Genomic DNA, 23,305 nt, shown 5'->3' with positions numbered 1-23,305 from the left:
TGGGGAGATGATCTGGTGTCGGCCGGGGATGGAGCGGAAACGGGTGAGGAGGCCAGGGTCACCAACGGCCTCTACATCTTCGACATCGAGATGCGCGACGGCAAGCGCGGCCAGGCGAGGGGCGTGGTCGTGCTCTGCGACGGACGCATCATGGGCGGCGACAGCTATTTCTACTACACCGGCAGCTACACCTTCCGGAACGGCAAGTGGCGTGGCGACATGATCGTCAACCAGCACACCGAGGCGGTCGGCAAGACGCTCGCATTCGGCGGCAGGGAGGTCACCTGCGGCTTTTCCGGCGCGTATTTTTCCGGCGGTGCGGAAGTCGAAGGCATGGCGCTGGTCGGCAAGACCAGCGTGACCTTCACGGCGCGGCTGACGCTGAAGGATGCGATGTGAACTGAGGTGTCGCTTGGGGTGATCGGGCTGTGGGCCGATATCAGCCCTGCGAGATGCTGGCGCCGCTCGCGCTGTTGGAAAGCGCGAGGTCCGGAGTGCCTAGGAGTCCGGACCTCGTCACCTTGCCCCAGCCTTCAATCCCCCGCCCCATACGGTCCCCCAACCCCATGGTGCGCGATCAGAGGGTGATGCCCGTGGAAGTGGCCGCCGATCGATGTCCCGCGATGTACGCGACATCAGAATAGGATTCCATTCCGGGTCACTACGGACACGAATACCGCTTGCCATGTGCTCATTCGGCATCAGCGTGCGATCGCTGCTGCCTGTATCCGCGACGCGCGGCCAGCAGGATGTCCACATCTCCCGGCGCTGCGGAACCAACGTTTCACCGGCCTGTCATTGAACTGGTCTAGCGCTGCTCCCGTCATCGCTGACGGCCAAGGGAGCAAGCCATGTCGAAGCCGGTGTTGGGCGCCGCATTGTCCATCAAGTCGATCCCCGCGCATCGCGACTGGCTTCTCGAACGGCAGCGCGATCTCGAAATCCAGGACTTCTTTCGTGCGGATCTGCTCGACGGCGACTGGCGCAGCGCGGCCGGCGAGATCAAGCAGATGCTCTCAGGCCATACCGGCCGGCTCGGCATTCACGGCCCGTTCTGGGGCTTCAAGATCGACAGCCACGATCCGATGATCCGTCAGGCCGTGACGAAGCGCCTGCTTCAGGGCCTCGAAGCCGCCGAATTCCTCGGCGCGACGCAGATGGTGATCCATTCGCCGTTCACGACCTGGGACCACAACAATCTCGATCTCTATCCTGACAACCGCGGCAATCTGGTCGAGCGCGTCAGGTCGACGCTCGCCGAGGTCATTGCGCGCGCAGAAACCATCGGCTGCGAGATCGTTATCGAGAACATCGAGGACAAGGATCCGCGCGACCGCGTGCGCCTCGCCAAGGCGCTGGAAAGTGCCAAGGTTCGCGTCTCCCTCGACACTGGGCACGCCAATTACGCGCACGTCTCCACCGGCGCGCCGCCGGTCGATTTCTATGTCGAGACCGCCGGCGACATGTTGGCGCATGTGCACCTCCAGGACACCGACGGTTTCGCCGACCGGCACTGGGCGCCGGGCGAGGGCAACATCCCCTGGGTCGCCGTGTTCCGCGCGCTCGGCCGGCTGACGTCCAATCCGCGGCTGATCCTCGAACTCCGCAACCACGACGACGTCCGCGCCGGCGCCGCGCATCTCGCCGCGCTTGGGCTCGCGGAATAACCGACCTCACAAAGGGCAGGACTTATCGTCATGAGCAAATTCACCCGTCGCACCATCCTGAAGTCCGGTGGCGCCGCTGCCGGCACGCTTCTTCTGCCGCGCTTTGCGATCGCGCAGGGCGACAATCGTCCCTCGGTGACGATCGCCGTGCAGAAGGTCACCAACGCCAACGTGCTCGACGTGCTGCGCGAGCAGTCCAATGTCGGCGAGCGCGTGTTCTTCTCCTCGATCTGGGAAGGGCTGATCTCCAAGAACTGGCGCGGCAGCCTCGAGGCCGTGCCGGGCCTTGCCACCGAATGGCGCCGCATCGACGACCAGACCGTCGAGGTGAAGCTGCGCCAGGGCGTCAAGTTCCACAATGGCGACGAGCTCACGGCCGAAGACGTCGTCTTCACCTTCAGCCGCGAGCGCATGTTCGGCGAGACCGAGGCCAAGAGCCGCTCGACGATCCAGGCCTTTGAGAAGATCCCGACGCCGCGCCCGGGCAAGGAACTGCCGCCCGACGTGCCGGCCGTTGCGCGCCGGATCTGGCCGGACCTCGTCCGCGTCGATGCCGTCGACAAGTACACGGTGCGCTTCTACAACGCCACGCCCGACGTCACGATCGAGGGCCGGCTGTCGCGCTACGGCTCCGACATCATGAACCGCCGCGCCTGGGACGAATCTGCGAGCTATCTCGACTGGGCGCGCAAGCCCGTCACGACCGGCCCCTACAAGGTCGTCGAGCTCAAGCCCGACGTGTCGCTGACGCTCGAAGCGCACGACGAATATTGGGGCGGCCGTCCGCCGCTCAAGCGCATCCGCTTCCTCGAAGTCCCTGAAGTCGCGAGCCGCATCAACGGGCTGCTCTCGGGCGAATACCAGTTCGCCTGCGACATCCCGCCGGACCAGATCGCCGGCATCGAGAAGAATGCTGCGTTCGAAGTACAGGGTGGCACCATCCTCAACCACCGCCTGACCGTGTTCGACAAGAACCACGCCCAGCTCGCCAATCCGCTTGTCAGGCGCGCCTTCACCCACGCGATCGACCGCCAGGCCATCGTCGACAGCCTGTGGGCCGGCCGCACCCGCGTGCCGAAGGGGCTGCAGTGGGAATTCTACGGCGACATGTTCAACGCCGACTGGAGCGTGCCCGCCTATGATCCCAAGCTGGCGCAGGATCTGTTGAAGCAGGCCAATTACAAGGGCGATCCGATTCCGTATCGCCTGCTCAACAATTACTACACCAACCAGGTCGCGACCGCGCAGGTGCTGGTCGAGATGTGGAAGTCGGTCGGGCTCAACGTCCAGATCGAGACCAAGGAGAACTGGTCGCAGATCATGGAACGCGCGCCGACCCGCGCCGTGCGCGACTGGTCGAACTCGGCCGCCTTCAACGATCCCGTGTCCTCGCTGGTGGCCCAGCACGGACCGAACGGCCAGCAGCAGCAGATCGGCGAGTGGACCAACACCGAGCTGAACACGCTCTCGGAATTCCTGGAGACCTCGACCGACCGCGCGGCGCGCAAGAAGGCGTTCCGCCGCATGCTTGAGATCGCCGAGCGCGAGGATCCCGCCTATACGGTGCTGCACCAGAACGCGACCTTCACGGCCAAGCCGAAGTCGATCAAGTGGAAGGCATCGCCGGCGTTCGCGATGGATTTCCGCGCCGGCAATTTCGAGGCGTAGGCCGTGACGTCGCTGGTCAGCATTGCAGGTCTGAGCGTCGCCTTCAGCGGCGTGCCGGTCCTGCGCGGTGTCGATCTCGCTCTCGGCAAGGGCGAGGCCCTCGGTCTCGTCGGCGAGTCCGGATCGGGCAAGTCGGTGACCTGGCTTGCCGCGCTGGGCCTGCTGCCGCGGCATGCCAAGGTCTCCGGCTCGGTGCGGCTCGACGGACGCGAGATTCTCGGCGCGCCTGCTTCCGAGCTCGACAAGGTGCGGGGCGGGCGCGTCGCCATGATCTTCCAGGATCCGGCGAGCGCGCTCAATCCGGTGCTGACCATCCGCAGGCAGCTCTGCGAAGCGCTGGCGCTGCATCGCGATCTCCGGGGCGAGGCGGTGACAGCGGAAGCGCGGCGGCTGCTCGATCTCGTCGGCATTCCCGATGCCGCGCGGCGGCTCCAGGCCCATCCGCATGAATTCTCCGGCGGTCAGGTCCAGCGCATCATGATCGCGATGGCGCTCGCCGGAAATCCGGACCTGCTGATCGCGGACGAGCCGACCACCGCGCTCGATGCCACCATCCAGGCGCAGATCCTGGAGCTGCTCTCCACCATCCGCCGTGAGATGAACATGGCGATGGTCCTGATCAGCCACGACCTTGGCGTCGTCGCGGAAAACTGCGACCGCGTCGCGGTGATGTATGCCGGCCGCATCGTCGAACAGGCCCCCGCCAACCAGCTCTTCGCCGATCCCGTGCATCCCTATGCGCAGGGCCTGATCGGCGCATTGCCGCCGCTCGACGGGCCGCGGCGGCGGCTCACCGCCATTCCCGGGACGGTGCCCGATCCCGCCGACATGCCTGATGGATGCGCGTTCGCGCCGCGCTGCACCCTGGCAACCGAGGCGTGCGGCGTTGCCGCGCCGACCCTGGCGCCGATCGCGAACGATCGTGTCGTCGCCTGCATCCGCGCCGAGGCTTCGCGCCGCGCGCTGCTCGGGATCGCCGCCGAATGAGCGCGCCGCTCGTCGAGGTGTCCGCGATCTCGCGCAGCTATTCCATGCGCTCCGGCATGTTCGGCCGCGCTACCGCCGTTCATGCCGTCGACGGCGTGTCGCTCACGGTTCCCAAGGGGCAAACGCTCGGCCTCGTCGGCGAGTCCGGCTCGGGCAAGTCGACCACCGGCCGCATCGTGCTCGGCCTCGAGCCGCCGGATCACGGCGAGGTGCGGTTCGACGGCAAGCCGATGGCGGCACCCGGGACGGCCGCGTGGCGCGCACAACGCGCGCGCATGCAGATGATCTTCCAGGACCCGCTGGGCGCGCTGGACCGGCGCTTGCCCGTCGCCGCGCAAATCCGCGAGCCCCTCGACATTCACGGCCTCGGCACGCCCGCGGAGCGCGAGGACCGGGTCCGCGAATTGCTGCGTGCGGTCGAGCTGACCCCGGCGCATGGCGCACGCTATCCCGGCGCGCTCTCGGGCGGCCAGCGCCAGCGCATCGTGCTGGCAAGGGCGCTGGCGACTAAACCGGATTTCCTGGTCTGCGACGAGCCGGTCAGCGCGCTCGACGTCTCGATCCAGGCACAGGTGGTGAACCTGCTTTGCGATCTCCAGGCGCAGCTCTCGCTGACGCTGCTGTTCATCAGCCACGATCTGCGCGTCGTCAGGCAGATCAGCAATGTCGTCGCGGTGATGTATCTCGGACGCATCGTCGAGATCGGCAGCGCCGACGATCTCTTTGCGCGTCCGGAGCACCCGTATACGCAGGCGCTGGTCTCGGCGTCGCCCGCGCCGGGCCGCCGCAGCGCGGGCCGCATCGTGCTGGCGGGCGATCCGCCGAACCCGGCGGCGCGGCCGAAAGGCTGCGCCTTCCATCCGCGCTGCCCGCGCGCCATCGCGCGCTGCGCGAGCGAGGTGCCGTCGCTCTCCGCTGTCGGCGGTAGCAGGCAGGTCGCCTGTCATCTCGTGACCGGGCCGCAGGCCGAGACGCGGGACGCCGCGTGATGGGACGCTATTTCGTCATCCGGATCGCACGCGCGGCGCTGACGATCGTGCTCGTCGTCACCTTCGCCTTCGTCGTGCTGCGTCTGTCAGGCGATCCCGCCCTGATGATCCTCGGACCGGAAGCGCCGCCGGAGGTGCTCGCGGCGTTCCGCAAGGCCTGGGGCCTCGATGACCCCATCTGGTTTCAGTATCTCGACTATTTCAGCGCCATCGCCAAGGGCGAGCTCGGCCGCTCCATGCGTGACGGGCGGCCTGCGATCGAGCTCGTGCTGGAGCGCATCCCGGCGACGCTGGCGCTGACGCTGCCGGCCTTCTTCTTCAAGGTCGTGCTCGGCATTCCCGCCGGCATCTACGCCGCGCTGCATCGGGGCTCGGCAATCGACCGCGCCGTGATGATGACGGCGGTCGCGGGCTTCACAGTCCCGAGCTTCGTCCTCGCGCTGCTGCTCGTGCTGGTGTTCGCCGTGCAGCTCGGCTGGCTGCCCTCGGGCGGGCAGGACAGTTGGCGTCACGCGATCCTTCCCATTGCGACGCTGAGCCTTGGCGGAGCGGCCGTGCTGGCGCGCTTCACCCGCAGCGCCATGCTGGAGGTGCTGGGCCAGCCCTATATCCGCGCCGCCTCGGCCAAGGGCGTGCCGTGGCGCAAGGTGGTGACGTCGCATGCATTGCCGAATGCGGCGATCCCGACCGTCACCATCCTCGGCTTCATGGTCGGCACGCTGATCGCCGGCGCGGTCGTGGTCGAGAGCGTGTTTGCCTGGCCGGGAGTAGGGCGCCTGCTCGTCGTTGCCGTCGCCAACCGCGACCTCGCCGTCGTGCAGTGCATCCTCCTGCTGGTCGCGATGACCATGGTGACCTCGAACTTGGTCGTCGACTTCCTCTACGGCCTCCTCGATCCGCGGCTGCGCGCCAAAGGGGCGCACGCATGACCGACGCGACATTGAAGGATACAGGCGTTCGCCGCCGCATCGGCCTGCCGGCAATCCCGGTCTCGGTCGCATTGGCGATCGCCTGGATCGTCGCAATGCTGGTGATTGCAGCCTTCGCCGAGAAGATCGCGCCCTACGGCTATACCCAGCTCGATTTGCGTAACCGGCTCGCCGCGCCCGGCCATGTCGCGCATTGGCTCGGCACCGACGAGCTCGGCCGCGACGTGCTGTCGCGGCTGCTCGTCTCGATCCGCATCTCGCTCCTGATCGCCTTCGGCGCGACCGCGATCTCGGCGATCGTCGGCACCACGCTTGGCTTCCTCGCCGCGCATTTCCGCGGGGTCGTCGAGCAGCTCGTGCTGATGCTGACCGACTTCCAGGCCAGCATGCCCTTCCTGATCATGGCGCTCGCCGTGCTCGCCTTCTTCGGCAACTCGCTGCCGCTGCTGGTCGGCCTGATGGGCCTGTTCGGCTGGGAGCGCTATGCCCGCATCGCCAGAGGCCTGGCCATCTCCGCCAATGCGCAGGGCTATGCGGCGGCCGTCCGCCAGCTAGGCGCGACGCCATCGCGGATTTACCTCCGGCACATCCTGCCCAACATCGCCTCGACCCTGATCGTCTCGACCACGCTGGTTTTCCCCGAGGTGATCCTGATGGAGTCGGGCCTGTCTTTCCTCGGCCTCGGCGTGCAGCCGCCGATGACCAGCCTCGGCAACATGGTCGGCTACGGCCGCGAGTACCTGACCCGGGCGCCCTGGATCATGCTGGCGCCGGCGACGACCATCGTGGTGACGACGCTGGCGGTCTCGGTGATCGGCGACTGGCTGCGCGACCGATTGGATCCGACGCTGCAATAGCGCGACTGGCTTGAGCCGTGCGCCGATTTGCCGTCGGACAGCCGCTTCTAGCCTTGGCCTAGTCTTGGACCTCCAGCTTCTTGCCGCGCCCGAGCGCGAATTGACCGACCGGACCCTCTATATGCAGTTCCAGCTCCGTCATTTTCGCGAACAGATCGATGTCGGTCGTCCCGATGGCGCAGCCACCAAGGCCCATATCGGTCGCTGCCAGATAGAACGTCTGAATCAGGCTGCCGACATCCTTCAGGATCAACGAATATGCGATTGAGCTGTATTTCCAGGAGACCCGCCCAAAGCGCGCTGCGATCGTGATCAGAATTTGCGGCTGACCAGGCGCGTCCATGGCGAACTGAGCCGCCGCCGAGAGAGCCTGAAGTTGTTGGGCGGAGGCGCTGATCGCGACCAGCGCGTGCCCCCCTGCGTCGTAGTGGTAGAGGCCGCGCGCGAGCCCTTCGCAGTTCGAGACCGCCAGGTACAATTCCAGCTCGTATGCGCTGCCCGCCGACGGATAGGGCCTCGTGCTGTAGGTGACTTCGGGACCGCCGTCAAAATACGGTTCGCTCTTCCATTCGGACAGAACGCGCGCGGCGGTGTCGAGAAACTGCGCGAGTTCGCCGAGCGTGACCGGGTGCTTGTCGTCGAAATCCCGTGTTGAATGGCGTTCGCGCAACAGCTTCGGAAGGAGAGAGTTCGGCTCCGAGGAGGAGAATTTGCGCAGGTCGATCTTGCTGCCGGGCCAGGGCGGACGCACCGCGGGCGGCGGCGGAACGACGCTCGCGTAGGTGAAAGCGGCACCGACCGGATTGGCTTGCCGGCCCTCCGTGCTCCGCGTGTGAAATACCAGATCATGGAAATCCCAGAGAACGAGATTGCCGTCGCCTTCATTCACTCGCAAGCCGTCGCCGCCTTTCGCAGCGAGCTTGAGCAGAATCTGGCTTTCCACCAACAGCTCGAGCAGAAGGAGGTTGAAGGAGAGTGCCTTCCGGTTCAGCTTGCCGATCTTCTGAGGCTGCGACAGCGCAGCAAGGGTGGCGGCGATGGCGGGATCGCCAATCCGGAACAGCGCGCCGGCGCGTGGGGATTCCAGCACCATCTCATTGCCGCGCCGGCGCAGATAGGCAAAGCGCGACAACACAACGGTATCACGGCTGCCCAGCTTCGCGCGTCGCGGCCAGTAGTCGGGGACTTGAGGCTCGATGACCACGAGGTCCCGCGCGTCACGCGAGGAGGAGAGGCGGTATTCCAGGAGCCCCTGCCGGGCCAGGCGATGCACCAGGGCGTCGATTTCCCTGGCGAGGATGCTCTTGCCTGCAAACGAAGCGAGCGGAAGACCGGTGCTCAGATGTCGCGCGCGGTCCAGCGCGGCCTCGCTGAATTGTCCGAGGTTGACGGAATAGTCGCCCAGAGAGACGGCGATGTTTCCGTCCGGCTGCATCTGGAGGGAGAAGCGTTGGCTCAATCGGGCAGCAATGTCCGGCGCGATCTTCCTGGTCGGCGTTTTCCTGGGAGCGCGCACGAAAGAGCAACCCTTCAGGTGTGTGGAAGGAATGAAGTCAGATCGCTTTCCAGTCGCGGCCGGTCCAGCAATCCGAGCTTCACCGGCACATCGTAAAGGCGGCCCGGTGCGAAGCGGCGATAAAAATGACGCAGGCCGGGAACGAGCACTCTGACGACCGGAACCTCGACGTCGGGACGTGTCTGGTCGAGGACGAGGAAATCGTAACCCGCGCGGGCGGCGATCTCGACGCAGGCAATGACCTGGTCACGCGTATTGTCGTGAAGCTTCAGGCTCGGCGCAGGCGGGACGATCGGGTGGTCGCTCGGTGTCAGGAACGGGTAGTCCTCCAGGCGCAGCGGTGTGACACCGTCGAGGGTCGGCTTCTCGCCGCTCGCACCGCCCATCATGGCGACGGACATGAATTGGGTCAGCTCGGTGAGGGAGCGCAGCAGGGCTATGCGGCGGTCGAAATGGGCGCCGGAACCGAACTCGATATGCTCGTGTCCATTCTGCATCCAGTGCATGATGGCCACGTAAGAGGGAATGCCGAGGTCGGTGCTGACATCGAGCACCCACAGCTTGCGCCCGGCTTCCGCAAATTGAGTCCGGAGATCCCGGACATAGAAATCGTCGAACTGCTCGAGGTCGACCTCGGCGCGCTGCACCCGGTTGTACCACCAGATCGCGTAGGCATCGCGTTCGATCAGTTCGAGGAAGCCCTGGACAATCGCTTCGTCGCGGGTGTTGCCGGCCGCGCAGCCGTTGGAATCCGTATGAAAGCCGCCATAAAAGAAGTACAGGAGGCCCGTCGGCAGATATTTGAAGCGTTTGTCGCGCAACGATGAGACCGGCGACCACTCGGTCCTCGCTGAGGGATCGAACGGCTCGGGAACCGGATGGGGATCGTCCGGTTGCTGGAGAAATCTGTTCTTGAACTGCGTTTCACTGAAGAGCTGGACATCGTTGGGAAGAAGCGCGTCGCCAGGCGCGAAATCGGCAAATCGACGCGTCGTCCTGATCTCATCGCCCTGGAAAATACCCGAATAGCGTTCGATCGATTCCATCAGCGCGCTGGCTTCGCCCTGCTCGGCGGTCGAGCCCTTGCCAAAACTGCCGCCGCTCAATCCGGACCTGAGCTGGTCGATGCTGTGGGCCGGCGCGGAGAAATTATGCTGGGCGAAGTAGTTGGTGTTCATCGGCAGATCGACGTCGATGCGTTCGAGCCTGGTCACCACCCCTGTCAGTGGGCTCACATGCTTGCGGAAACGCGAGACCGTCGACCGCGACGTAACGGTGCGATATCCACCGCTGGTCATGACGAGCTTCTTGCCCTCGGCAATTTCGACCAGGGCCGGAGATCGGCGCGGGTTGTTCAGCTTCCTGCTGCCGCAGGTCGGACATTGCGGACGTCGCGTCACGTAGTGCTTGGCGATGGCGGCGCCGGTCAGGTCGAAGCTTGCGATGTGATCGCACAAATCGGTGCGAAAATCCGAGGCAATCGCCTTGGCGATTTCCACGGCCGCAAAATGGATTCCAGTCTGGCCGACGCTTTCTCTGACGAGCGGCGATAGGGCAACCGCACGCGCCGGGCCCCGGTCGAGAAACCCCTTGATCTCCCGGTTGCGGATCATGCGATCGAACAGGCAGGTCCAGCAGGCGCTCTCGCCCGGTTTGAACACGGGCCCGACCAGCGGAAACGGGCCGGATGGCTGGACCAGCAACCAGGGCGTCTTGCCGGCCACGCGTTGCTCGTTCAGTTCAGCCAGTCGCCGGTCGAGATAATCGTTCGCCAGCGTGATCGTGAACTTCGGCGCTCGCTTGGCGATTTGAACGCCGAGCTTGCTGAGCGCCGCGATCAGCTCCTTCGCGCCTTTGACGTCAATCGACTCGACCCGGACGGAGCAATTGCGAAGATTTTGTTCCGCGACTCCCAAAGACAGGCCGAGGCTTGCCCAGAACCCCCCGACGGCTTCGTCGAATGCTTGCGGGGCCCGCGCCACGACATACCGGCGATCGAGGAGCCGCTTGATCGCTTCCTCGATCTTGTCGGCCGGAAAGTGCTTCGAAAGCTGGCTAATGATCTCCGGCCAAGCCTTGCCATGTTTTCCGATCGCGGTGGCCAAGGCACAGTAGAGCTCGCCGTGCAGGAAGAACTTGCGATCCTCGGAATAGAGGCAAACCGCATCGGGAGGCAGTACGTAAGCGGTGAAGTTCGGGGCAAATCGGAGAATGTCTTTGCGGGTCTGCCGCGCGGCGCGGGTCTTGCGAGTTGCAGTCATTGAGTCAGCACGCTGATCCTGTTGCCGTCACGCCGGTCGTAGCGAAATCAAGCAATTGGCCGGCCCCTCTCTTGAGGCCGGCCAATGACCTATCAACCCGTGAATTTGACATTCGGAACGCGCCGGGGCCTAGCACAAGCGGCAACGGCCCCACGATGCGCAGCAACCCGCACATGATACGGCGCATCCCACCACACCAACGCCACAGCCGACGGCACAACCCGCACATCGGCAACCGACGCCACATCGGCAACTACGGCAACCCCGGCAGCCTCTGCAGCCGCGGCAACCGCCGCATCCGCGCCATGCCAGCTGCACGCGGCTACCGGCGTTTTCCTTGTCGAAGAGATGGAAGGTGGCCAGGCTGACGTCAGCCATTTCCTCTTCATCGAGCGTGATTGCCTGACCGGTGCCGAAGTGGGGCAATTGTTGTACGTCGGATGTCGGCACGGCGGACGCCGATGCACCTCCCGCCAGCGAGAACGTCAACCCTGCGGCTCCGAACGCCGGCACGGCGACTTTGGTGACTCGCTTCTTCCCTTTAGAAGTCTTCTTCGCCTGCCGCATGGTCGAACCTCCGAGCATTGCAGGAAGCATCCCAGCCGCGGTAAGCCTACGCCCAGGAAATAACGCGAGCAACAATTTCGCGCACAAAAAGCGCGGCGCCGCACGTTCGGGATGTATTCATCTTCATGAACGGCATCGGCACGGCCAGTTGACACAACGCATCAACGAGTGCGCGTGCAGCTTGGTGCAGTGCCGCAAGCGCATCGAATCTCGAACGGAGAGATCGGCGTGGCAAATCGATCGGGGCATTTCGCCTGGTATGAGCTCCTGACCACGGATGTCGCGGCGGCGGGCGCATTTTACCGCAAGGCCGTCGGCTGGGACGTGAAGGATGAATCGACCCCGGAGCTGCCTTATACGGTGCTTCGTAGCGGCGGAGCTCCGCTGGGCGGACTTATGGATATCCCGGAAGAGGGCCGGAGATTGGGGGCGACGCCGCGGTGGATGGGATACGTCGCTGTCGACGACCTGGACGCGACCGCCGCGCAGATCAGGCGTCTTGGGGGCACGATCCTCGTACCGCCGACCGACACCAATATTGGCCGCATAGCAGTCGTTGCCGATCCGCAGGACGCGACGTTCGGGTTGATCAAAGAACCGGGATATGGCCGACGGAAATCGGGCCGGCTGGACGAGCCGGGGTGCGTAGGCTGGCATGAGCTACTGGCTGCCGACCGGGCCGTGATCTTCGATTTCTACAGGGAACTATTCGGTTGGCAGAAGGCCGACGCTCAAAGCGAAGCAGCTGCCTGGTATCAATTGTTTTCGGCGGGTGGGCAGACGGTCGGCGGCATGCTCACGAAACTTCCGAGCGTAGGGCAGCCGAGCTGGCTGCATTACTTCAATGTCGACGACATCGGTGCTGCCACGAAACATGTGAATGCCGGCGGAGGCCGGATCCTCCAGGGTCCGATCGAATTGCCTGATGGCTGCTGGATCGCACGATGTGTCGATCCCCAGGGCGCCTTGTTTGCATTGCAGGGCGCCCGAGGTCAGACAAGCATTGAGCCATCCTCGGCTTCGGAAATCGGCTGGTCCGCCAAATGGGGTGGCATTGCCTCCCAGGGGAGAATTGTGCTGCCCAAGCCGAAGCGCTAGCTGCGGCGTCTGTCCGGCGCTGACGCGACCCTGCAATAGCCCGCGCCGGGAGCAGGGGAGGCCTGCGATAGGCCGATCCGGCCCCATCCAGGCCAAGTTCCCGTTGCGCGCGCCCATCCCGTGCGCTATCCGGCCGGAAAGGCCTGAGGCGGCTCCATATTTTCCCGCCCGGCCGATCCAACCCAGGACGGAAACCGCCATGCCAGCCTATCGCTCCCGCACCACCACCCACGGCCGCAACATGGCGGGCGCGCGCGGCCTCTGGCGCGCGACGGGCATGAAGGACGGCGATTTCGGCAAGCCGATCATCGCGGTCGTCAACTCCTTCACCCAGTTCGTGCCCGGCCACGTCCACCTCAAGGACCTCGGCCAGCTCGTCGCCCGCGAGATCGAGCAGGCCGGCGGCGTCGCCAAGGAGTTCAACACCATCGCGGTCGACGACGGCATCGCCATGGGCCATGACGGCATGCTCTACAGCCTGCCGTCGCGCGAGCTGATCGCCGATAGCGTCGAGTACATGGCCAACGCGCACTGCGCCGACGGCCTCGTCTGCATCTCCAACTGCGACAAGATCACGCCCGGCATGCTGATGGCCGCGCTGCGGCTCAACATTCCCGTCGTGTTCGTCTCGGGCGGCCCGATGGAGGCCGGCAAGGTCAAGCTGCAGGGCAAGACCAAGGCCGTCGACCTCATCGACGCCATGGTGGCCGCGGCCGATAGCAAGGTCAGCGACGACGACGTCAAGGTGATCGAGCGGTCGGCGTGCCCGACCTGCGGCTCCTGCTCGGGCATGTTCACGGCCAACTCCATGAACTGCCTGACCGAGGCGCTTGGTCTCGCGCTGCCCGGCAACGGCACGGTGGTGGCAACCCATGCCGACCGCAAGCGCCTGTTCGTCGAGGCCGGCCACACCATCGTCGATCTCGTCCGCCGCTATTACGAGCAGGATGACGCATCCGTGCTGCCGCGCAACGTCGCAAACTTCAAGGCGTTCGAGAACGCGATGACGCTCGACATCGCCATGGGCGGCTCGACCAACACCGTGCTGCATTTGCTCGCCGCTGCCCATGAAGGGGAGGTCGCATTCACCATGCAGGATATCGACCGCCTGTCGCGCCGCGTGCCCGTGCTCTGCAAGGTCGCCCCGTCGGTCGCCGACGTGCATGTCGAGGACGTGCATCGCGCCGGCGGCATCATGGGCATCCTGGGCGAGCTCGACCGCGCCGGCCTGATCGACACCTCGGTCTCCACCGTGCACGCGCCGACCATGAACGAGGCGCTGGAGCGCTGGGACATCAAGCGCTCGAAGAGCGAGGCGGTCCGCACCTTCTATCGTGCTTCGCCCGGCGGCATCCCGACCCAGGTCGCCTTCAGCCAGGAGCGCCGCTACGACGAGCTCGATGCTGATCGCGAGAAGGGCGTCGTGCGCAATCTGGAGAATGCCTTCAGCAAGGACGGCGGCCTCGCCGTGCTCTACGGCAACCTCGCGCAGGACGGCTGCATCGTGAAGACCGCCGGCGTCGACGCCTCGATCCTGACATTCACCGGCCCCGCGCGCGTGTTCGAAAGCCAGGACGCCGCCGTCGAGGGCATTCTGGGCGGCAAGGTTGTCGCCGGCGAGATCGTGGTCATCATCTACGAAGGCCCGCGCGGCGGCCCCGGCATGCAGGAGATGCTGTATCCGACGAGCTATCTGAAATCGATGGGCCTCGGCAAAGCCTGCGCGCTCGTCACCGACGGTCGCTTCTCCGGCGGCTCCTCCGGCCTGTCGATCGGCCATCTGTCGCCTGAAGCGGCCGAAGGCGGCAACATCGGCCTGGTGCGCACCGGCGACCGCATCGCCATCGACATTCCGAACCGCAGCATCAATCTCGAGGTCTCCGACGAGGAGCTCGCCAAGCGCCGCGCCGCGGAAGAGGCGAAGGGCGATGCCGCCTGGCAGCCGGCTGCGCGCAAGCGCAACGTCTCGACCGCGCTGCAGGCCTACGCCGCACTCACCACCAGCGCCGCGCGCGGCGCAGTGCGCGAGGTGAAGCGTCGCGCGAAGTGAGCATCGCATCGTTCGCGTCGCGCGGATGGTCAACAAGTGCTGAACGGCCGGCGAAAGCCGGCCGTTCGCATTAAGGATGCCCCGATGAACTTCAGCAGCCCAGGATTTCGCGGCGTATACTGCTGCGACCTTCGCAAATCCATTTCGGGCAATTGGGGCACTACATAATGTCTCGTACTCTTGCTGTTGTTTTCTCCGCGGCCGTCGCCGCGATTTCGATGACGACTGCGGCCTCCGCCGGCTGCTACAATTGCTACGCACCGCCGCCGTGTCAGACCTGCTACCAGCAGCAATACGTGCAGCCGCAATACCGCACCGTCGACGAGACCGTGATGGTTTCGCCCGGCGCCACGGTCGCGCATCGCTCGCCGGCGCAGTACCGCACCGTGATGGTGCCGCAGACCGTGATGGTCGCGCCGCCCAGCGTCCAGTACGAGCGCATCCCGCCGCAATACGCCACGCGCCAGCGCGTCGAGATGGTCTCGCCCGGCTATTCCTATTACGCCCCGGTGCAGACGGGCTGCGCCTCCTGCGGCTACTGAGCCCGGCGCAACGACGACGATTTCAAGCGGCGCTCCTCACGGGGCGCCGTTTTCTTTTGCGCGCAAACGAGGGGCCCGGACATGGAGCCAAAACTCCAGCCGGGCCCTCGCAACCGGCGATGCCCTCGGCGGTCTCGACGGTCGCGCGCGAGGCTAGAGCACCGGACTGACGCAGGCCTGACAGAGCTGTTTCCGGGGAACGAGGGCGGGCCGCTACCGGGGCCCCAACTTCGCGTTGCCTTGCGTCGTCGACTACGTTAAGCGACAGCCATTCCAGGCTTGGAAGGGTGGCCGAGTGGTTTAAGGCACCGGTCTTGAAAACCGGCGTGCCCGCAAGGGTACCGTGGGTTCGAATCCCACCCCTTCCGCCACCATCTCATCTTAGCTCATCTCTCCACGTCTTAGCGACACGTGCAAAGCCCTGCTTTCGCGTGACTTTCCGTCTTATCTAATCTAAATGTATCCTCCGAACTCTGCCCCAATCTACGGTCTTGACGTGGGGTAGGACGTGGGTTTCGGAGGACACTTTATGGGCGCGCTCCACGTTTTGACGGCGCTTCAGGTGAAGAATGCAGGGCCGGGAGCGAAGCTTTCCGATGGCGGCGGGCTACGGCTCGACGTTGACCCTCGCGGGGGCCGTTCCTGGGTCTTTCGGTACAAATCGCCGCTCTCGGGCAAAGAGCGCTACATGGGCTTGGGCGCGGCTCCTAACGGCAGTACCGATGCCGCCCGCAAGAGCCTTGCCGAGGCGCGCGAGGCCGCTGACAGGGTCCGCAAGTTGCTGCGGGAGGGGAAAGACCCAATCGAGCATCGGAACGAGCTGCGCACCGCCGCGAAGGTCGAAGCCGCCAAGGCGATCAGCTTTCAAGACTACGCAGCTCAGTACATCACCACGCACGAAGCCGGGTGGAAAAACCCGAAGCACCGCCAGCAGTGGCGCAACTCGCTTCGTACCTATGTATACCCGATCATGGGGGCTAAGGCGGTCCCGGAGATCGCGAGCGATGACGTGGTCAAGGTGCTTGCTCCGATCTGGATGACGAAGAAGGAAACGGCTGCCCGCGTTCGCGGCCGTATCGAGCAAATACTCGACGCAGCGAAAGCCCAAAAGCTCAGAACGGGTGACAACCCGGCCACGCTCAGCATCATCAAACACCTCTTGCCCAAGCAGAAGCGCAAAGCGGCCGTGCAACACCATCCGGCGCTGCCTTATCAGGAGATGCCGAAGTTCTGGAAGTCGCTCACCGCCGATACGAGCAACGCCGCGCAGATGCTGCGGTGGATCATCTTGACTGCCTGCCGGTTCAATGAAGCGTACTCACTGGATGAAGCGGCCGAAGTGAAGGGCGATCTTTGGACAATCCCTTCGACCCGGATGAAGGGCGAGCGCACGCATTTTGTGCCGCTTACCCCGCTCGCGCTCGCGCAATTGCCTTTCCGGCCAGTTAGCGATGTCACCCTCGCAAATTGCATCAAGCGCCATACGAGCAGCCGAGCCACCACGCACGGCATGCGCTCCACCTTCCGGGATTGGGCTGGGGACGAGACAGAAGCCGCGTGGGAGGTCGCTGAGGCCGCCATTGCACACGCTACCGGCGATGAGACGGAGGCCGCGTATAGGCGCGGTACGGCCCTGGCGAAACGTCGAAAGCTGATGCAGGAATGGGCCGAGTTCTGCCTGTCGGCGGGGCGGCCCTAGGACAGGGTGGGGGGATAATCCGGGGGTGAAATTTTCCCGGGAGCCTAAATCCGCCGTTATGCCCCCAAAGTCGTGTCCCCTAAATTGAAAAATCGCCTAGAGACGCGTATATACAAGATAAGCGCCGCGTAACACGGAATGTGCGCGGGGTAGACCAGAGAGGTTTCGGCGCGTCTCTGGCGTCAGACGGAAGCGACACGTCGCCCCGGCCGGGTTCTAACCCGGTCGAGATCAAGACCTGATTGATAAGGGTTCCCGCTCAGCGGGCTTTGCCGATTTATAGCACCGGGTTGCGGCTCGGCTCCGATGATCAACCGCCCACAGATGGGCAATCGGAGTCGAACTATGTCTAAAGCTACCCGGCAGCGCGCGCCGCGCACGACTAATCTGATCAACTTTCCGGCCGACTACCCCAATCAGTACCGCTACCAGGGCACAGAATTCTTCTGCGGTGCTCTCGGTGGAGCGTCGCTGCCCGCATTCTACAAATACAGGGCCGAAGGACTGATCCCGCCGCCTGACGTGAAGCGCGGACATCTGAACGCGTGGAAAGAGACGACCATCGCGTCTGCGGTCGATGCGTTCGCCGCGCGGTCGCGTTCCGCCGCGACGTGAGCCTAAAAATCCATCGATAGACCATGACCCGTGCCGCCGTGACGCCCTTCGACGGGCGGTCGCGCTTGCGCGCTTGTCGAGAAATCCCATGTCCAAAGAAACTGCTCAACCTGACATCAAGCACTTGCTCGCCTCGGAGCATGGCTTCGTGCTCCGACACATTAAGAGCCTGAATCGAAACGTCGATATAGCCGAGATTTCCGTTCAACGCACCCTGTGCCGCGCTCTGTTGGGAGAGTCGGCATGAGTTCGGCGATCGATAACTCAAGCGCGCGGCGCAGCCGGAACAAGAAGAACGCGTTTCAGTTCGCACAGGTCGGGCTTTACGTCTTCCCGAGCGACGGCAAGGTGCCGTTGATCCCCCGCTACAATCGCGCTGACACGTCGCTGTCGAAGGCCGACGTTGAAGCCGCGGTCGAAGAGTTCATGGAGAAACACGAGGTTGAGCCCGCGCACGTCGGCGCCACTCGTGACATCGAAGTCATCAAGCGCATGTGGCGCAAGTTCCCCGATGCCGTGCCGTCGATCTCGTGCGGTCCTTCCAAGCTGGTCGTACTCGATGCTGACAAGAAGGACGACGGTCCTGCCAAGATGGCAGAGCTGTTTGCCGAGATCGGCGGCGTGCCCGAAGGCGTGCCCGTCAACCCGACGAAGTCGGGCGGGCAGCACTTCGTGTTCGTCGACCCCGAGAGCAAATTCAACAACAAGGCGGGCTTGCTCAAGAAGCAGTATGGGACCGACGTGCGCGGGCAGGGCGGTCAGTTCGTCGGCCCTGGCTCGATCCGTGAGGATGGCAAGACGTACGGCTCAGACGCCGACCGTCTGAACTTCCTACGCGCGATCACCAGCGGCAAAATTCCCCGGCTACCCGACGAGATCGTCGAGCTGATCGGCGCGCAATCCTCCGTCGCGCAGGGCGTGGCTGTCACGCCCACCCAGGAGCGCGAGGTCATCAAGCGTCTCGAAGAGGCCGATTGGGAGAAGTACGAGCATGCCTTCGATGCCAATCTCGGCGATTACGACTTGAACGGGCTCCTGGCGTCAAACCCTGAGCTTCGATCGCTCTATAATGCACCGGGAGCTGACTGCTCTACAAACCGCTTCCTCGCGGCCCGACACATCATGCGCGAATGGCCTGACCTTCCGGTTGAAGCCCTCTCGATCTTCTTTTCGTCTTGGGAAGGAGCAGGCGAATACACTGACGATAAGCCTAAGTCAGGTCAGTATGACGACCGTCAAATCGCGCGCGAGTGGATCAAGAATCAAGGGCTGACGAAGAACACGCCGTCCGATGGCTCCGCGTTCGAAGCCGTTGACGACGACGAGGACGACCATACTGAGCTAGGTGACGGAGTCGTAGGCTCAAAGTCACCGTCAACTCTTTTCGAAATGGAACATGAAGTCGCAGCGAAGTCTTGCCTGCCTTCGTGGCTTGTCGAGGAGCTCATTGAAGAGAAGACCCTGGCTGTTGTCTATGGTCCGCCGAACAGCGGGAAAAGCCTGCTGCTGCTTGATATGCTTTATCACGTCGCTGCGGGCAAAAAGTGGCGCGGGCGCGAGGTTCGGCAAGGCTGCGTGCTCTTTGTCGCGCTTGAGGGGCCGAATGGCACCGCTCGCCGTGCGAAAGCTTGGCGTGCCCACCATAACATCGATGATGGCGACAAGCTTCCCCTCGCATTCGTTCGCGTAGGTATGGACTTCTATAAGAGCGACAAAGACGCCAAACGTGTCGTGAAAGCAGCCAGAGAGCTTGAAAAGGTGACTGGCCTGCCTTGCGTCGCGATTGCGATAGACACGCTGTCTGCTGCGACTCCCGGCATGGATCAAAACAGTGAAATGGGAACCTTTGTGAATCGGTGCCGACTTGTGATTCAAGAGACTAAGGCCGCCGTTCTCGCGGTGCATCACCCTGGCAAGATCAGTGCGAGAGGTATGCGCGGGGACTCAAATCTTCTTGGGAGCGTAGATGCTACTATTTTGGTGGAGGACGGGGTGGCCGAGACGCAGAAGATGCGCGACGGTCGCAGCGGCCAGAAAATCAGGTTCAAGATTGGCGTGGTGAACCTTTGGGCGGACGTTAGTGGCAAGCCGGTCGGCGCCCCTGTTGCCATGGAACGTGATCGTGGCGCCGCGCTAGAAAACGTGGATGGCATTGCAGACGACGAGAGGCTAGTACCGCCCGATACCTCGGCCGATAAGGTCGAGGGAGCGTTGAGCGCTTTGAGGACGTGCGCACTGCGGATTGCAGACGCAACGGGCGACAGGCTTGACGATATTCCCATCGCTCCGGGCAAGGTGTTCACACAGCACAATGAGGACCGTAAGGCTGCGGGCCTAACCGAACTGAAAGATCGGAGCATCACCACAAGATTCCTAGCGAAGCTGGAGAAGCAAGGCAGGGTTGTTCGGTCTGGCGAGAACAGGCGAACAGAATATCGGCTCTCAGGCTGAAGCGATCAGTGTCTGATCTTGCATCGGATGGGCGTGCAAGGTCGTTTCAAGGTTGGAAGCAAAGCTGATTTCAAGGTCTGCGCAAAGTTATTTGCAAAGTGAAAACCGAGCAAAATCAAAACCGTGGAGCCGACCTTGAAAGAACCTTGCGTCTCATTTCCCACTAACTTTGCCTCATTCCCCAACCCCTAAGGGTTGGGGAGCAAATTGGGCGGATAGCTAAGCGCCGACGATTGACGGACGGAGGCAGCCGCTGTCCGCGAACGATTGAAAGACCTCACTCGAAAGGAGCTGACGAAATGCTGAAGTATTTGCGACCGCATACCATTGAAACGATCAAGGTCCTTGCTGAGAGGCTAGGCGAAAAATTCCCTCCCTCCGAACCTAAAGGAGTTCAGTGGGACCATGATGTTGCCCGAGAGGCAGGTGAGCGCTTGTTCGCGATCTACGATGACATCACTCACCACAGTCTCTACACGTTGCTTGAATCCTTGTCCCGGGCTGCGATGGATGAGCTGAAGGCCCTCATGTGGCTTGGGCGAGGTGACTACGACCATTTCGCTTCAGCTATGCGGAGAGCCAGGCAAAGCGCCCGGCGTGGCGACGTACACTACCTTCTGGAGAAGTTCGCGGACCTGCCTAGGTGTCTAGCTGAGGGCGAAGCGATCCTTGCACGCGTGAGTTCTTAGGCGGGTGGAAGCCCGGGTGCCGGGTCCCTGCTGAGGGTACCCGGTCTACCGGGGGGCAGTCGCCGCCCCTGAAATCCTGCAGAACTTAAAAAAGAAAAGGCGCTCTTGATGGATCAAGAGGAGGGAGCGGTCCCAAGGCTGCTGCGCAAAACGCGCAGCATGGTGTGGAGGTATCTCATTTTGCAGAACTCCTTGAGAACGTTTCTGGTTTTTCCACTCGGGGAGGGCGGAGAGGGGCACTGAATAGCAGGAAAATGCAGCCGATGGCACTGATGCGTGGGCACTGATGCGTGCGGGTTGCGTGCGGGTTCACCGATCTTTGTTCTTGCTTTGGCTAGTGCAGAATCTGGCCGCAGTTACCGCTCGCTCCATCGCCCCGTGTCTTAAGCCCCACGTGCTCTCATAACGCCCATCGGGCGGGTGGCGTGGGGTCTAAGGTCCGAAGGACGGGCGTTCAGTAAATGATGTGGCTCCAGTGCATCCATGCGCGATATGCGACCGCTGAGATGATTGCCGCGCACAGGGCAGCAAGCACCGCAAGCTCGATCCTATGATGCCGCATACGGCGCTTGTGAGCGGCTTCGTGATCGACCCACGGAAATGGAAGCGGAGGTGTCGTCATGGGCGGCTCCTTCACCGCCCATGGAAGCTGCTTCGCGACTCGCCGTCAACTCTTCGGCCAATCGAAGTCCAGCTTGTCGGCCCATGAACCACGGATAAGGTCGTAATTGCTGGCACCCTTCTTGAACCTCAGCGTCGGCTGGCCGCGCACCGTGGTGTACTCGACCTTGTAATAGATGCTGTTGAGGTCGTGGGTGAAGAAGCGGTTCAGCTTGTCCGCGTTGGTGCGCGTGAAGAACAACGCCAGATCCTGCAGGCGGTCTTTGAACCTGATGGTCTTCGCCTCAGCGTCGCGGAGAATGACCACGGCGGCGTGGCGCTGGGCTTCGGTCATCGAGACGATGAAGTCCAAGGCGTCCTGGCCGTAGGAGTTGGAAGCCACCGATGTCAGTGACCGGTGGATGTCCTCCAGCTCCTTCGTCGGGTTGTAATCTTTGTGGACAGCGATGTGGCCGGAGAAGGTGCCGAAGGTCACGTCACGGGTTTCGACACCATCCTTGCCTCGACCTTTGAAGCCAGCGGGCCCGTAGTAATCCTCCTGATTCTCCTCGGACTGGTCCCGGATGATTTCGACGAGCGTGAGTTCGCCACCGTGATGCTGCTTCATCTTGCGAAGCTGCTCGTGGACCTGGGGCAGGGTGTTGCGAATTTTCCGGTAAGACCGGACGGCCTCGAAAGCCACCGGCTTCAACGTCTCCAGCACCATCAGCTTCGGACCGACCAGCGGCAGTGCATCGAGGAGATAGCTTTCCTCGCTGTCGCGCTTCTCGCGCCACTTCCGCTCCTTCTCGGCCTCGGCCAATACGTCGTCGTCGGCGCAGCAGTTGCCGATGAAGGCGCAGAACTGAAGGTCTGGAAACCAGACCAGCGAACCGGTGAGAAACCGGTTCGGCGTGCACATCGGGCAGGGGCAGTTATCACCGTTGGGCCGCTTAGTGCCGTTGACGGTGATGAGGTGCTTGAGCACTCGAAACTTGGCATCCTTGGGGATGGGGTTTCGGTACAGGGACTCGATCAGCTCCGGCTGGGCGGTCTCTTTGATCCGCTCCGCCGTGTCGTCGATCCAGACACCTGACGGCCGGTCGTTGAATGGCCTCCAGGGTAGCAGCTTGACTTCAGAACCTTTTACACCACGCGACTTACGGCCGCCTTTGGTCATAAACGCCCCTATGAGAACGAACCCAGAAGGCTCATTTTGTTCTTGTTATCGAACCCCAAGCTCAGCGAATCAGATGCCTATAATTAGTATTGGAACAAGGGGGGACTCGCAACATTTTGCGTGGACCTACCCCCGGTAGTCCCGGTTATCCCCAAGGTCAGGATGCGATAGCGGGCGTGTCTGGGGCGACGTCTGGGCAAAATTCGGTTGGCAACGGTTGCGGCGCGACCGGCCCATGAATATCTATGGGGTGAATGCAGAGCTCGGTACCGTGGCGACCTCTCATTCACATCGATGCCGAAGTGGCGTGGCGCGTCCACCTGACGGTACCCGGTCAAGCCCAAAGTCAATCCGACCCAAAGCCCAACGGAGTACAACACGATGAACAAGCTCGCCGTAAAACTAAACCTGCGCCTGCAACTCGCCGCCAAGGTGCGCCTGCGCATCATCAAAGGCATAGCAATTCTAACGGCTCTGGGGTCCCGAGAGGGTATTAGACGTTGTCACGCCAATTTCGGATGTTGTGAAACATTGGAAGCCTGCTGAGAGTAGCCGCCCCACCAGTTTAAGGCCCCGGTCGCCCCGGGGCCTTTTCTATGCCGCAGGGCTTTCACGCTGTTGCTCTTGCGCGAAGTCGAACAAGGTCGGTTCTCGAAATCGTTCGGGGGTCTTGATGCCGTAAACTTGGCGGCCATGGCGATCGTTGCCGCACCTGACCAAATGGGCTTGTCCGTGCGCGTGTTTACGTACGCCCAGCTTCCCCAGATCTTGAGGCCGTTGCCCTTGTACCAAGTGTCAGGATAGCCCGGCCCACAGCTACCGCCCTCGATACCGAGGGCCAACGCCAGTGCGTCAGATACCTGGCGGTCCGTCTTTGGTCCTTCGCCGAGGTAGTGCAGGAAACTTCCGGTGCAGCGCTTGAAAACGTAGAGACGGTCTT

Annotated in this window: 18 protein-coding genes and 1 tRNA gene; 16 read left to right on the top strand and 3 right to left on the bottom strand. The window is 63.2% G+C overall.

Going from position 1 to position 23,305, the window contains the following annotated elements:
* The first annotated feature begins 15 nt into the window (after window positions 1-15).
* The 7 genes from RAD15_RS25745 to RAD15_RS25715 all read left to right on the top strand — a co-directional run bounded on the left by RAD15_RS25745 (window position 16) and on the right by RAD15_RS25715 (window position 7,097).
* Complete coding sequence (locus RAD15_RS25745) at window positions 16-399, top strand: GrlR family regulatory protein (protein ID WP_458180993.1); 384 nt, start codon at window positions 16-18, stop codon at window positions 397-399.
* A 452-nt stretch (window positions 400-851) separates the two neighbouring features.
* Entirely contained in the window at window positions 852-1,667 is an 816-nt protein-coding gene (locus RAD15_RS25740) for a sugar phosphate isomerase/epimerase family protein (protein WP_458180992.1), read from the top strand.
* 30 nt (window positions 1,668-1,697) lie between these two features.
* Entirely contained in the window at window positions 1,698-3,335 is a 1,638-nt protein-coding gene (locus tag RAD15_RS25735; RefSeq protein ID WP_458180991.1) for an ABC transporter substrate-binding protein, read from the top strand.
* Window positions 3,336-3,338: 3 nt separating this feature from the next.
* Window positions 3,339-4,322: an ABC transporter ATP-binding protein gene (locus RAD15_RS25730; RefSeq protein ID WP_458180990.1), complete on the top strand. Its 984-nt coding sequence runs from the start codon at window positions 3,339-3,341 to the stop codon at window positions 4,320-4,322.
* Window positions 4,319-5,311 (top strand): ABC transporter ATP-binding protein, encoded by a 993-nt coding sequence (locus RAD15_RS25725; RefSeq protein ID WP_458180989.1) that lies wholly within the window; start codon window positions 4,319-4,321, stop codon window positions 5,309-5,311. The genes RAD15_RS25730 and RAD15_RS25725 overlap by 4 nt, the downstream gene beginning before the upstream one ends.
* Window positions 5,311-6,240 (top strand): ABC transporter permease, encoded by a 930-nt coding sequence (locus RAD15_RS25720; RefSeq protein ID WP_458180988.1) that lies wholly within the window; start codon window positions 5,311-5,313, stop codon window positions 6,238-6,240. The genes RAD15_RS25725 and RAD15_RS25720 overlap by 1 nt, the downstream gene beginning before the upstream one ends.
* The gene (locus RAD15_RS25715; RefSeq protein WP_458180987.1) at window positions 6,237-7,097 is read left to right on the top strand and encodes an ABC transporter permease; all 861 of its coding nucleotides are present in this window, start codon (window positions 6,237-6,239) and stop codon (window positions 7,095-7,097) included. The genes RAD15_RS25720 and RAD15_RS25715 overlap by 4 nt, the downstream gene beginning before the upstream one ends.
* A gap of 58 nt (window positions 7,098-7,155) precedes the next feature.
* On the opposite strand, the gene RAD15_RS25710 is transcribed toward RAD15_RS25715, so the two are convergent.
* Window positions 7,156-8,532, bottom strand: a complete 1,377-nt coding sequence (locus tag RAD15_RS25710) for a SagB/ThcOx family dehydrogenase (protein ID WP_458181041.1) — start codon at window positions 8,530-8,532, stop codon at window positions 7,156-7,158.
* A gap of 95 nt (window positions 8,533-8,627) precedes the next feature.
* Entirely contained in the window at window positions 8,628-10,874 is a 2,247-nt protein-coding gene (locus RAD15_RS25705; protein ID WP_458180986.1) for a TOMM precursor leader peptide-binding protein, read from the bottom strand.
* A gap of 741 nt (window positions 10,875-11,615) precedes the next feature.
* Between RAD15_RS25705 and RAD15_RS25700 the strand changes: the two genes are divergently transcribed.
* The 8 genes from RAD15_RS25700 to RAD15_RS25665 all read left to right on the top strand — a co-directional run bounded on the left by RAD15_RS25700 (window position 11,616) and on the right by RAD15_RS25665 (window position 20,585).
* Window positions 11,616-12,539, top strand: a complete 924-nt coding sequence (locus RAD15_RS25700) for a VOC family protein (protein WP_458180985.1) — start codon at window positions 11,616-11,618, stop codon at window positions 12,537-12,539.
* 199 nt (window positions 12,540-12,738) lie between these two features.
* Window positions 12,739-14,589, top strand: coding sequence for a dihydroxy-acid dehydratase (ilvD, locus tag RAD15_RS25695; RefSeq protein ID WP_458180984.1), 1,851 nt, complete (start codon window positions 12,739-12,741; stop codon window positions 14,587-14,589).
* A 218-nt stretch (window positions 14,590-14,807) separates the two neighbouring features.
* The gene (locus RAD15_RS25690) at window positions 14,808-15,131 is read left to right on the top strand and encodes a hypothetical protein (RefSeq protein ID WP_458181040.1); all 324 of its coding nucleotides are present in this window, start codon (window positions 14,808-14,810) and stop codon (window positions 15,129-15,131) included.
* A 281-nt stretch (window positions 15,132-15,412) separates the two neighbouring features.
* Window positions 15,413-15,502, top strand: a tRNA-Ser gene (locus RAD15_RS25685).
* 158 nt (window positions 15,503-15,660) lie between these two features.
* The gene (locus RAD15_RS25680) at window positions 15,661-16,830 is read left to right on the top strand and encodes a tyrosine-type recombinase/integrase (RefSeq protein ID WP_458180983.1); all 1,170 of its coding nucleotides are present in this window, start codon (window positions 15,661-15,663) and stop codon (window positions 16,828-16,830) included.
* Window positions 16,831-17,175: 345 nt separating this feature from the next.
* Window positions 17,176-17,445 (top strand): hypothetical protein, encoded by a 270-nt coding sequence (locus RAD15_RS25675; protein ID WP_458180982.1) that lies wholly within the window; start codon window positions 17,176-17,178, stop codon window positions 17,443-17,445.
* Between the two features lie 243 nt (window positions 17,446-17,688).
* Complete coding sequence (locus tag RAD15_RS25670; RefSeq protein WP_458180981.1) at window positions 17,689-19,896, top strand: AAA family ATPase; 2,208 nt, start codon at window positions 17,689-17,691, stop codon at window positions 19,894-19,896.
* A gap of 299 nt (window positions 19,897-20,195) precedes the next feature.
* On the top strand, window positions 20,196-20,585 hold the full coding sequence (locus RAD15_RS25665; RefSeq protein ID WP_458180979.1) for a DUF3775 domain-containing protein: 390 nt from the start codon (window positions 20,196-20,198) through the stop codon (window positions 20,583-20,585).
* A gap of 667 nt (window positions 20,586-21,252) precedes the next feature.
* Here RAD15_RS25665 and RAD15_RS25660 read toward each other — a convergent pair.
* Window positions 21,253-22,365: a hypothetical protein gene (locus RAD15_RS25660; protein ID WP_458180978.1), complete on the bottom strand. Its 1,113-nt coding sequence runs from the start codon at window positions 22,363-22,365 to the stop codon at window positions 21,253-21,255.
* Between the two features lie 381 nt (window positions 22,366-22,746).
* On the opposite strand from RAD15_RS25660, the gene RAD15_RS25655 reads away from it, so the two are divergent.
* Window positions 22,747-22,911, top strand: a complete 165-nt coding sequence (locus RAD15_RS25655) for a hypothetical protein (RefSeq protein ID WP_458180977.1) — start codon at window positions 22,747-22,749, stop codon at window positions 22,909-22,911.
* The last annotated feature ends 394 nt before the right edge of the window (window positions 22,912-23,305 follow it).

The organism is Bradyrhizobium sp. 14AA, assembly GCF_054185205.1.
Note: the sequence above shows the minus strand (reverse complement) of the source record. Positions and strands in the feature narration are given on the sequence as shown.

Excerpts from the sequence above, each read along its gene's own strand:
- RAD15_RS25675 (WP_458180982.1), top strand. The coding sequence starts at position 17,176 with ATGTCTAAAGCTACCCGGCAGCGCGCGCCGCGCACGACTAATCTGATC.
- RAD15_RS25665 (WP_458180979.1), top strand. The coding sequence starts at position 20,196 with ATGCTGAAGTATTTGCGACCGCATACCATTGAAACGATCAAGGTCCTT.
- RAD15_RS25720 (WP_458180988.1), top strand. The coding sequence starts at position 5,311 with ATGGGACGCTATTTCGTCATCCGGATCGCACGCGCGGCGCTGACGATC.
- RAD15_RS25680 (WP_458180983.1), top strand. The coding sequence starts at position 15,661 with ATGGGCGCGCTCCACGTTTTGACGGCGCTTCAGGTGAAGAATGCAGGG.
- RAD15_RS25690 (WP_458181040.1), top strand. The coding sequence starts at position 14,808 with ATGACGACTGCGGCCTCCGCCGGCTGCTACAATTGCTACGCACCGCCG.
- RAD15_RS25660 (WP_458180978.1), bottom strand. The coding sequence starts at position 22,365 with ATGACCAAAGGCGGCCGTAAGTCGCGTGGTGTAAAAGGTTCTGAAGTC.
- RAD15_RS25715 (WP_458180987.1), top strand. The coding sequence starts at position 6,237 with ATGACCGACGCGACATTGAAGGATACAGGCGTTCGCCGCCGCATCGGC.
- RAD15_RS25725 (WP_458180989.1), top strand. The coding sequence starts at position 4,319 with ATGAGCGCGCCGCTCGTCGAGGTGTCCGCGATCTCGCGCAGCTATTCC.
- RAD15_RS25740 (WP_458180992.1), top strand. The coding sequence starts at position 852 with ATGTCGAAGCCGGTGTTGGGCGCCGCATTGTCCATCAAGTCGATCCCC.
- RAD15_RS25670 (WP_458180981.1), top strand. The coding sequence starts at position 17,689 with ATGAGTTCGGCGATCGATAACTCAAGCGCGCGGCGCAGCCGGAACAAG.
- ilvD (WP_458180984.1), top strand. The coding sequence starts at position 12,739 with ATGCCAGCCTATCGCTCCCGCACCACCACCCACGGCCGCAACATGGCG.
- RAD15_RS25735 (WP_458180991.1), top strand. The coding sequence starts at position 1,698 with ATGAGCAAATTCACCCGTCGCACCATCCTGAAGTCCGGTGGCGCCGCT.
- RAD15_RS25710 (WP_458181041.1), bottom strand. The coding sequence starts at position 8,532 with ATGCAGCCGGACGGAAACATCGCCGTCTCTCTGGGCGACTATTCCGTC.
- RAD15_RS25705 (WP_458180986.1), bottom strand. The coding sequence starts at position 10,874 with ATGACTGCAACTCGCAAGACCCGCGCCGCGCGGCAGACCCGCAAAGAC.
- RAD15_RS25655 (WP_458180977.1), top strand. The coding sequence starts at position 22,747 with ATGAACAAGCTCGCCGTAAAACTAAACCTGCGCCTGCAACTCGCCGCC.